Genomic DNA, 1,192 nt, shown 5'->3' on the forward strand with positions numbered 1-1,192 from the left:
GGCTGCGCACCGGCGAAGCTTGCAATGGCCACTGTGACCGGCTGCGTTGCGTCGGACGAGAGCTGGCTGGCGATCAGGAATTCATTCCACGAGGAGATGAAGGCCAGGATGGCGGTCGTGAAGATGGCCGGTGCGGCCAGCGGCATGATGACCTTCCGGAASGCCTGTCCCTGCGTGCAGCCGTCCACCCGGGCCGATTCCTCGAGCTCCCACGGCATCTCCCGGAAGAAGGAKGTCATGGTGTAGACCGTCAGCGGCAGCACGAACGAGATGTTCGGGATGATCAGGGCCTGGTAGGTGCCCATCCAGCCGATGTTCGTGAAGAGCTGGAACAGCGGGGTGATGAGGGCGACGCCGGGGAACATGGAAGCGCCCAGGATGAAGCCCAGCACRAGGTACTTGAACTTGAAGTTCAAGCGGGCCAGTGCGTAGGCGGCAAACACGCCGATCACCAGSGACACCAGGGTGACGACGGTGCCGATGAACAAGCTGTTCAGCAGTGCCTGGCCRAAGTGGTTGCCGAAGGACGTGTCGAACGCCGTCCTGAAGTTGTCCAGCGTGATGTGGGTCGGCAGGATCGAGGTGTCGTAGGTGTAGCCGACGTCGCGGAACGCCGTCACCACCATCCAGTAGGCCGGAGCCAGGCACCAGAACAGGATCACGACCGCACTGATGTAGGTCCGGCTCTGGGCCCACTTCTCGCGGTTCTGCGCGGCCTTCCGCCCCCGGTCCTGCTCKGCGCGCAGCTCGGTTGCGGCGCTCGTCGCGGCGGTCATTTCTTCCCCTTACCTGCGCCRGTCTGCTGCTCCACGACGTTCGCTCCGAGGAAGCGMACGAAGATGAAAGCCACCAGAAAGATGATGATGAACGTGATGGTGGACAARGCCGCCGCCGCGTTGAAGCCCTGCCTGATCTGGTTGATCACCAGGATGGACAGCGTGGTGGTGTTGTTSGCCCCGCCGGTCAGGATGTACGGGAGGTCGAACATGCGCAGCGCGTCCAGGGTGCGGAACAGGATGGCCACCATGAGCGCCGGTTTCACCAGCGGCAGGGTGATCATCCGGAACCGCTGCCAGGCTGAGGCGCCGTCGACCTTGGCCGCCTCGTACACTTCCGCGGGAATCATCTGCAGCCCGGCGAGAATCARCAGCGCCATGAACGGCGTGGTCTTCCAGACGTCCGCGATGATCAC

General features: G+C 63.4%; 2 protein-coding genes. Both read right to left on the bottom strand.

The features are described 5' to 3' along the window. Window positions 1-776: carbohydrate ABC transporter permease (locus AC1D0A_RS21910; protein ID WP_476946833.1), on the bottom strand; the 776-nt coding region annotated here is incomplete at its 3' end. Further along, window positions 773-1,192, bottom strand: a 420-nt coding sequence (locus AC1D0A_RS21915) for a carbohydrate ABC transporter permease (protein WP_476946834.1), incomplete at its 5' end; no start/stop codon positions are given. The genes AC1D0A_RS21915 and AC1D0A_RS21910, both read right to left, overlap by 4 nt.

Source organism: Arthrobacter sp. P1_D4, from assembly GCF_056406115.1.